Source organism: Micromonospora sp. NPDC047730 (assembly GCF_043204765.1).
GTDB lineage: Bacteria > Actinomycetota > Actinomycetes > Mycobacteriales > Micromonosporaceae > Micromonospora.
The window spans coordinates 1-8,640 of the sequence record NZ_JBIDCU010000049.1 but is presented as its reverse complement, the minus strand read 5'-3'; the positions used below and the strand labels follow the sequence as shown (position 1 = coordinate 8,640).

The window sequence follows — 8,640 nt, the reverse complement described above, 5'->3', positions numbered from 1 at the left end:
GCTGGTTGGGCGTGCTCTGGCCGGCGGAGTGTTCAGCGGTGGTGTCATGATCGGTCATCAGTCAACCAGGCGGCGCTCACTCGGCGGTCCCCACCCGGGGCTCGCCAGCAGGCGAGCACCAGCACACCGACCGTCACCATGGCCAGGGCAATGAAATTCACCAGGCCGGCGTCGACATTGCCGGTGCCGCCGACGGCCCATCCCGGTCCGGTCAACCGCAGATGCAGCAACGCGTCGCCGTGGTCCGGCTCAGTCGCCGTGCCGACGCCCAACAGGTAGTCCTGGGCCCAGTTCCAGCCGCCATGAATGCCGATGGCCGCCCACAGCGTGCCGATGGAAACCCGCGCGGCGGTGAGCAGACATGCAAACAGCACGAACTCGGCCATCCCGGCGACGAAGTACCCGATCGAGGTGACACCCCCGAACAGGTGCAGCAGCGCGAAGACGCCAGCAGCAACCAGCGCCGCGACGGGCACAGGCATCCGCTCGGCCAGGTTGGCGAACACATACCCCCGGAACGCGACCTCCTCGACCGCCGCCCGCAACAGCACGAGCACAGCTCCGACGACGACGGTGAGCGCGGCGGAAAGTGCGCCCCGAGCGGTCACCGACCACCCGGTGACCTGCGCCCAGCCGGCGACCACCTCGATGCCGAACCAGGCAGCGATGGCCGCGACCCCGACGACGAACCCGGCGGCAAGGCCGATCAGCTCACGTCGTCCGAGCCGCGATATGCCAATGTCGCCCCACCGACGCCGGTCGAGATACCGGCGGAACAGATACGTGACGAGCATCGTGGTGGCGAACGCGGCAACCGTCGCCAAGACCACAATCGACGTCGCCGCACCGGAACCGACGATCCCATAAGTGACCACCGCCGCAGCGGCGAGCACCGTCACCACGTAGACAGCGAGCCGGAGAGGGAGAAGCAGCCGACGCTCCGAATCGAACAACAATTGCATGCGCTCGACGCTAGGGAGCGGGGTCGACGACCAACACCCGGCTGCCCACCAGACCCCGTTGTGGCCAACCTCAAGAGACGGTCCACCCGCATGTACCGCCGCAGCGTCGCGACAGCACGCGGCGTGCCGGACAGCCGGCCTGAGTCGGCGGCAATCCACCCATTGCGAGGAAAGGCTCACTGATCTCGACAGATCAGTACGCCTGATCTTGGTCGAGGTTGGCCTCGTGGGTCAGATTGCGAATGCGGTGACAGCGCTGGTTTTGTAGTAGACCGGGCGGGGTCGGCGTCAGGTCTACTGTGCGGTGAATCGATGCGCCACGTCTGTGCTGCCGGAGTTGGAGCCCGGCCTATTATGTCGGCGAGCTGGCCGAAGGTGGACTATTGCGATGGTCCGAGGACGGTTGTGGAGCGGCGTCGGGACAGTCCGATGGCAGCTACGTTTTGGTCATGTCTTCGCCGTGCCTGCTGAGCCGGGGTCGGTGGCGGGTGCAGGCCGGGGCGGGCAGAGCGCGGCCACGGCGATGGCTGCTATTATCGCCGCCCCGGCGGGGTAGGCCATGCCGCCAAATTCGTCGGTGGGCACCAGGCCACGCCAGAACGGCGAGTCAGGCACGGCCGCGCCTGACAGTATGCCCAGGTATTGCAGACTACCGAGCAGCCAGGCGGGGATCAGCAAGATGAGACCGACGATGGCGGTGGTGGCAGCGAGAGGGGCTGCCCACGGACGGCGCTCGAGACGGCGGCTGGCCCAGCCGGCTAGCAGCCATCCAGCCAGCATGCCGAGCAGGCCGACGGCGAGCGTCGAACCGGTGAGCCAGCGTGGTTCCGCCCGGTAGATCGAGACCCTGAGCCCGCCTTCGGCGTACGCTGCGTCGAAGTAGTCCTCGAACGACAGCACGAGTGCGTCGTTGCGTGCGATCAACGCCTGCGAGTTGTTGCGCCGGGCGCCGGTTTCGATGTCGGTCGGGCTGGTCGAGTAGGTGTCGGTGACGGTCCAGCCGGCCGCCTCCAGGCGTTGCTGCAGGCCGGCTAGATAGGCGTCGACGTCCTCGGTCGCAGGCGTTCGATCGGTGCTGTAGCTGACCGACGCCGCATCGGTCTCACCACCGTTGTTGCGGAAGGGGCCGTCCGACCTTTCGTACCATCGTGCCGATAAGCCTGGGGTGAGCATCTCGGCGAGCTGAGTCCACGCCGCGCCGCTTGGTAGCGCCGGCGCCGCCTCCCAACCAATACGGTTCGCCAGCGACGCGCTCAGAAAGCCGGAGAAGATTGAGGCGAAGATAGCCAGCACGACCACGCCCCTGCTGAGTGGGCGACCGAGTCGGGCCCGCATGCCTTGCCGAAGCAGGTTGAGCGTCTCAATAGGGCCAGGCCGGACGTGTCCGGCCTCGGCAGCCATGAGCAGCGTGTCTGCCAGTTCTCCGCGACGTAAGCCCTTCGGGTAGACGCGCAGCAGCAGACGATATGGGGTGGCGAGGCGGCGGCTCATGCGAACGCCGGGCCAGGCCGCGAGGCGTTCAGCAGCCGCGATGCGATGCTAGCGTTGCGGGCCAGTCGCGCTGTCTCCTCAGCGAGTGCCGCCGCGCCGCCGTCAGTGAGGCGGTAGTAGCGCCGAGGGCGCCCTTCAACGATCTCCTCTCTGTCGATCGCGACCAGTCCTTGGGCGGCTAACCGGTCCAGCGCCGCGTAGAGGGTGCCGGCCTGCAACCTGACCTGGCCTTCGGAGAGTAACTCGGCCGCCTGGATCACGCCGTACCCGTGCCGTGGTTGATCGACCAGCGCGGTCAGGATCCAGAACGTCGGTTCTCGCATGGCTTTCGACATAGCCGTCAATATAAAGATTATCTGACTATGCTGCAACGGCACTGGTGCCGCGCCGGCTGGGGCGCTTACATCGCCCGCTTGCAGTCCCGGGCCACGCCCCGCGAACCGGCAGACCCGAACAAGCCACACGAGCCTCTCCGGTGGCCGGAGGGAGCACCAACGGCCACTGCATCTCCGGGCAACCCCCCTATCGCAACGTCCCGAATAGCGCACTCATCTCGGCAGTTCCGGACGCCTACCGGCGTGCCGTCCACGCTCGCGTTACGTGACGATCGAATCGCGGCAGATCCGGATAGTCGCCCGGCGACAATCACCCGAACTTCGTCCATTGCCCTTCGGAGACCACCTCGACTGAGCCGTCGACGACCTTGATGGCCGTCTGTTCGTCGATGGCGTAGGCCGGGACGCCGACGTCGGCGGCCCATCGCTCCGCGTCAGCCATGGTGTTTGTCGGGAAGAGGTTCAGGTGCGGGAAGATCGAGAAGTCGACGACTCCCAGGGTGCGGTCGTCTGGTGCGGACGGCCACCCGACGAAGTAGTCCCCGATCCGGGGCGTCATCACCATGCTTCCGGCGCTTACTCCCACCCAGACCTTGTCGGGCAGCGAAGGCAGCAGATCGGCTAGCCCGGACTCGCGCATCCAGTGGCACAGGTATGTCGCGTCGCCTCCGTCGACCAGGAGCACGTCGGCCTTCCGGACCCAGGGGACCCATCGCTCCGCGCCGATGGTGGGCAGTGCGGTGAGCTCGAGGACACCGAGCGACGCCCAGCCCAGGCCGGACATGTACTGCCAGTCAGGCTTGGGCTCGGCGGCGACGAAGTCCCGTACCGATGTCGGACCGCACATCGGGTGACCCCACTGTGCTGTCGGGACGCAGAGGGCGTGGCACTCATCGATCGGCTTGCCGAGCAGCTGCACGAGCACCGAGTGGATGCTCGGGTTCGTGACGCCGCCGGACGTCAGCAAGAGCTTCACGATGCCTCCGAATTCGCGCGCGAAGGAAAATGTGCCTGATGACCGAGGGCCGCGCCGGCACTCATCGTAGTTTCAGGCGTCCACTTTCGGAGGTCCCTCAGTTGGCGGGGCGACTACCCTCCACCCGGTCCTACTTCGCCCAACACGCGCACCCGACCGAGGCGCGCGGGACGCGCATGTCACGGCGACCGCTCATCGGCAATAGCGGATGCCCAGCATCTGACGTCGGCATCGCCGGCAACGCAGATCGTGGCCGCATCCGGCGCCGCCGGTGTTCTATGGGATCAACTCAGCCACGGAAAGCGCCTCGTCCAGCCGACCAGCGGCCAGGTCGTCGTGACGGATCACGAAACTCCCGTCACTCCGGTAATAGAACTCGTTATTTACGGGGAAGCGGGCGAGCGACACCCACTCAATCGTCAGCCGGTGCGCCTCCTTCTCCACATGGGAATACCATTTCGCGGCCGGGATGACGATCTCGCCGGTCTTCTCGCGCCACGCGAGGGTCTGCTCCGCAATACTCTTGATCACCTCCTCGTCGGCATACCCGCCGATATAGGCGCTGGCGTACCCGTTGTCAGGCGGCCAGAGATCGTTGGCCAGAGCACAGAGTTCGTCAAGGTGCGGCAGGTCACGCTCGAGGTCACGGGCCATCTGCTGCTGGAAGGGCGACAGGTCGTCCTCGTCGTCCTCGTCCTCGTCCGCCCCGAACCAATCGGGGAACTCCGCGCGCAGCGTGGCGCCGACGTCGTACTGCTTGTCGACGAACGCGTGGTCGGTGGATCCTGCCGCCACCTCGGTATCGGTGCCGGCCGGCACATACACGACTCGCCCGTACCTCCGCTCCCCGGTGGCAGCGGCCTGCTCGTGGTCCATGAAGAACAGCAGCGAGCCGTCTGCCGGCAGGCCGAAGCCGTCGACTCTTGGCAGCGCCGCACAGTCGACCGAAAAGATGAACGGCAACGGACTGACCCCGTCGGACGGCCAGTCCATGCCCACCGGCAGCCGGGGCAACCCACCGAACTGCCCGACCGGAACACCGCTGGATCCTCCGCTCAACCGGATCGACAAACGGAGGTGCTGGATGAACCGGCTGACCTCGTCGTCCGGGATGCCCAACGCGAGCGCTGCACGACGAAACTGCCCCTGATGATCCATAGCGCAACATGGTGCCACGAAGACAACGACCAGAGGGCGAGCCCGGCGACCGGGTGCCCCACAGCCCGCACGCGCTGTCGTCGGCATCGCTGCCGCCGTGATCGGGTGCGCACATCTCGGCACGTCTGGATGCATGCACCCGGGCGTTCACCTTCGTCGCCGGTTTCGGGCCAGCCCTGACCTTCGTTCGCCGGTCATGAGCGACCGCGCGCGGACCGCCGCGTGATGCAGTCCGGGGCAAGGCCACCTTGCCTCCCGCCGCGGCTCAGGCCCACGGCGGCGGCTCATAGCAGGACGCACGAGAAGTCCCGGTGAGTTCTGCGGTTCAGCGGAATGCCGATCTTGACGCGGCGAGCGATCTCCCCGCGGCTGATGCCCAGCCCCTTCGGCAATGAGCCGTTCGGGGCGAAGGGGCACGGGGTCGTCGAAGGTGACCGAAACCTGGGCGGGCCAGGGGCTTTCGGGAGGGGACAGGGTGAGCAGTTTCCCGCATGAGTCCCACTTCAGGGCGAACCGGTTGCGCCGGGTGATCAGCGGGTCGAGGAGGACGCGGGCGACGAGGGCAGAGGAGTTGCCGGAGTGGCCCTCCAGAGGGATCGGATCCAGGCACCGGACCGGGATGCGATCATGAACGGTGATTGTGCTGGTGCGGTCGCCGGAAACGCAGACGACCAGGAGCCAGATGTCGAGGAGTTTGCCGTTGGCATTGACGCGGAACTTCCCGTCGCCGGTGCCGGCGAGGCCGGAAGGGCAGTGGACGCAACGGAACGCGAGCAGGGGAAGGCGCGCGGGCCGAACGGCCCAGGGCAGCACGATATGAGGACGCGTAGACATGATCTCTCTGAAGACCTGACGGAAGGCATGGGAAAAAGAGCCGACGGCAACGTCGGCGACCGATGCACGGGGAAGGTGTCAGGTCTAAAGAGCAGGCGGCGTCACGCGGGGTGAAGTCCTCTCGTGAGTGGGTCGGAGAAGAAGATCCAGTTACAAGGTAGGGCGGGACGGGACGGCGAGGCCACCCATTTTTGTCCTGCCGCCGAGCACCGAGGGGCGGGGCCGGCGAGCTGCGCGTGGACCACGCGCCGATCGTTGCCGCGGCCCCCTTCTGGCGCATTCCGGCCGCCCCCGGTGGGACTTGTTCCTCCCGCTGGCCTTCGCCCTGCCCTCCGGCAGCGTCGCGGGGACGACCGCCGCCTCCCTGCCGCGGCGGATTGGTGAACAGAGAGGATAGGAGCAACCTCCTCGAAAGCCCGAGCCCGGACATCCGTCGTCGTCACGGCAGCGCTCGCGTCGCGGCAGTCGAGTGCAGTCGATCTTGGCTCGCGCTGCAGATCTAACCGCTCGGTTGCGGCGAACTTGTGTGATGTCCTCGATAGACCGCGCCGTGGTCACGTCTGGAGGCCGCATAGGCGGGCAGTGACGATTGCCAACGTGCCATGAGCAGCGAAGAGACGGGTGGCAAGATCACGAGACCGGTTCGTATTCTCGGAGGCTCGATCGTCAGAGCTCGGAGGTGCCGCCGCGTATGCCGCCCGTTCCGGTCATCACTCTCGCCGCTGGCCGTGTACCCGGTCCGGAAGCCGTCTGCGATGCCGCCGGATGCCCGCAGGCGGCGATGGTGACCTGGCAGGTGGCACGGTCCGGGGTCATCTTCGGCGACCGGTGGATCGCTGGTGAGGACATCGACCTGTGCCGGGAGCATGACAAGCGGGCACTGCGGTTGACCGGCGCCGAGGACTTCGTCGACGTCTGATCGGTGGCGGGTGGCCACAGTTGGAAGCGGGCGTGCTCGGCAAGGGCGGCGACGTCGTCGACGGGCCGGCTGTACCGTTGCAGGGCGGCCATCTGGTGGCTGGCGAGGTGGGCCAGGGCGGCTCGGATGGTGGCCGCAGGGTGGCCGGTGAAGCCGGGAGCGATCCTGCGGAAGATGGTGGAGGCGCACTACGCCACGCTCGATGCCGCCGACGAGCCGATCACCGTGCGACCCGCCAACGTCGTCCGCGCGCTGGCCCAGGTTGCCCGCCGGGAGCGTCCCGCCGCCGCGTAGGGAAATGTCGGACGACCAGGCGGCTCCGCACCGGCCTGACGGCCCTGGTGTGGGCCCCGGCTCGTGCCGCTGATATGGAGACGCCGTGGTCGTCGTCAGTCACACGGTGCCGGCCGCGCCACCCCTTCGGGCAACCGGGTGCGGTCATTGGTCCGGGCGCACGTCAAGTTCGCGTCGGTCAGGTCCGCACTTCTCAGGTCCGCGCCGCGCAGGTACGCGCCGCGCAGGTACGCGCCGTGCAGGTACGCGTCGGTCAGATTCACGGTGGCCAGGTCCGCGCGGGTCAGGTTCGCGTCGGCCAGGTTCGCGCCGGTCAGCTTCGCACTGCTCAGGTCCGCGCCATGCATGTCCGCGCCGTGCAGGTTCGCGCCGCGGAGGTTCGCGTAGAGGATCGCGCCGGGCAGGTGCGCGTGGGTCAGGTCCGCGCCGGCCAGGTTCGTGTCGACCAGGATCGCGGCAGTCAGGTCCGCGCCGGTAAGGTCCGCAGCGGTCAGGTCTGCGCCGCGCAGGTCCGCTTCGGGCAGGTCCGCGCCGGCCAGGCTCGCGCCGGCCAGGTTCGCGCCGGCCAGGCTCGCGCTGTGCAGATCGGTTTTGGCGAGGTCGAGTACGCGGCGGAGTGGTCCTTTCGGACCACCCTTGTTGTCGTGGGTGCTGTCGCGGCGCCCCAGTACAGTCAGCGCGGCCTGGATGTCGATCGTCAAGGGAGACGGCGGCGTGAGCCGTTTGGGTGCGGGAGAGTGGACCCGGACGAACGCGGTGAGGATGTCGACGACGGCGGGCTGATCGTCGGCCGAGTCGCGCATGATGCGCTCCAAGGCGTAGATTGCCCCGAGCCGCACGTCTACCTTCTCCGGACCGGGCTGGCCGAGCTGCTCGACCGCCTTGGTGAACCGGTCGGTGATCTGCCCCTGCGCGGTAAGCTGCTGCTGTTCACGGTTGGCCTCGCTGGTCTGACGGTTGGCCTCGTTGGTGATGTACAGGCCGATAGCCACGAACAGCACCGACAGGATGCTGCCGATGGCCACGAGTCGCTGCCAGGGGTCGGGCTTGACGTCGATCGGCCCCACCGGGACCAACTCCAGCCGAACCGTCGACCGAGGGTGCTCGGTCGCGGACTGACCCCTGGCTCTCGGTCGCCGCTTAGTGCGCACGCGTTGACGATTTCCAGCATTCGACCGATCACGGGACGACGGCACATGTCCATTGAAACCGATACGACCGACGAACAAGACCCCGCAGTCACACCCAGGCATCACGGATTCGAAGGACCAAGACGAGCATCCGGCGGCCAGCCCCACCGACGCGTTGGTTGGGCTCAGAAGCGGGGTAGCCATGCGTTGATCGCCGCGGCGACCTTGTCGTACCGAGTGGCTACCCTGCGGTGACGTTTGAGCCTGTTGATTCCGCACTCCACCGCGCACCGCTTCGCGCTCTCAACCCGAGACGTCGACCGCAGTGATCCGCCCGCCCCGGGCAGTCGGTGAACCGTCCGCATCATCAGGCGACGCCGCGTCCACGCACCAGCAGTGCTGTGCAGGGGCGACTCACTCGTCTCCGCATCGAATGTCGGCGGCCGTGCCAGCGTTGTCGTAGACGATGTCGCACGTCAGGTGCGGGACGTACTTGGCCTTGTAGCTGATCTCCGAGCGTTCCCAGGCGTCCCACAGATCC

General features: G+C 67.4%; 10 protein-coding genes. 3 read left to right on the top strand and 7 right to left on the bottom strand.

Annotated features, from left to right (window positions below; translation table 11 throughout):
* Window positions 1-44: 44 nt before the first annotated feature.
* The 6 genes from ACGF5G_RS35470 to ACGF5G_RS35445 all read right to left on the bottom strand — a co-directional run bounded on the left by ACGF5G_RS35470 (window position 45) and on the right by ACGF5G_RS35445 (window position 5,597).
* Window positions 45-962: a CPBP family intramembrane glutamic endopeptidase gene (locus ACGF5G_RS35470; protein ID WP_393271240.1), complete on the bottom strand. Its 918-nt coding sequence runs from the start codon at window positions 960-962 to the stop codon at window positions 45-47.
* A 447-nt stretch (window positions 963-1,409) separates the two neighbouring features.
* A complete protein-coding gene (locus ACGF5G_RS35465; protein ID WP_393271239.1) occupies window positions 1,410-2,453 on the bottom strand; it encodes a hypothetical protein in 1,044 nt (347 codons plus the stop codon).
* Window positions 2,450-2,788: a PadR family transcriptional regulator gene (locus tag ACGF5G_RS35460; protein WP_393271237.1), complete on the bottom strand. Its 339-nt coding sequence runs from the start codon at window positions 2,786-2,788 to the stop codon at window positions 2,450-2,452. Before ACGF5G_RS35460 ends, ACGF5G_RS35465 begins: the two co-directional genes overlap by 4 nt.
* Before the next feature lie 310 nt (window positions 2,789-3,098).
* On the bottom strand, window positions 3,099-3,764 hold the full coding sequence (locus ACGF5G_RS35455) for a Type 1 glutamine amidotransferase-like domain-containing protein (protein WP_393271235.1): 666 nt from the start codon (window positions 3,762-3,764) through the stop codon (window positions 3,099-3,101).
* A gap of 276 nt (window positions 3,765-4,040) precedes the next feature.
* A complete protein-coding gene (locus ACGF5G_RS35450; protein ID WP_393271233.1) occupies window positions 4,041-4,922 on the bottom strand; it encodes a DUF1963 domain-containing protein in 882 nt (293 codons plus the stop codon).
* A gap of 147 nt (window positions 4,923-5,069) precedes the next feature.
* Window positions 5,070-5,597 (bottom strand): DUF1062 domain-containing protein, encoded by a 528-nt coding sequence (locus ACGF5G_RS35445; protein WP_393271242.1) that lies wholly within the window; start codon window positions 5,595-5,597, stop codon window positions 5,070-5,072.
* On the opposite strand from ACGF5G_RS35445, the gene ACGF5G_RS35440 reads away from it, so the two are divergent.
* The 3 genes from ACGF5G_RS35440 (at window position 5,502) to ACGF5G_RS35430 (ending at window position 6,969) form a co-directional block, all read left to right on the top strand.
* The gene (locus ACGF5G_RS35440; protein ID WP_393271244.1) at window positions 5,502-5,870 is read left to right on the top strand and encodes a hypothetical protein; all 369 of its coding nucleotides are present in this window, start codon (window positions 5,502-5,504) and stop codon (window positions 5,868-5,870) included. The genes ACGF5G_RS35445 and ACGF5G_RS35440 overlap by 96 nt on opposite strands.
* A 670-nt stretch (window positions 5,871-6,540) precedes the next feature.
* Complete coding sequence (locus tag ACGF5G_RS35435; protein WP_393271231.1) at window positions 6,541-6,675, top strand: hypothetical protein; 135 nt, start codon at window positions 6,541-6,543, stop codon at window positions 6,673-6,675.
* 147 nt (window positions 6,676-6,822) lie between these two features.
* Window positions 6,823-6,969, top strand: a complete 147-nt coding sequence (locus ACGF5G_RS35430) for a hypothetical protein (RefSeq protein ID WP_393271230.1) — start codon at window positions 6,823-6,825, stop codon at window positions 6,967-6,969.
* Between the two features lie 95 nt (window positions 6,970-7,064).
* Here the strand turns inward: ACGF5G_RS35430 and ACGF5G_RS35425 are convergent, their stop codons facing one another.
* Entirely contained in the window at window positions 7,065-8,036 is a 972-nt protein-coding gene (locus tag ACGF5G_RS35425) for a pentapeptide repeat-containing protein (RefSeq protein ID WP_393271228.1), read from the bottom strand.
* Window positions 8,037-8,640 lie beyond the last annotated feature (604 nt).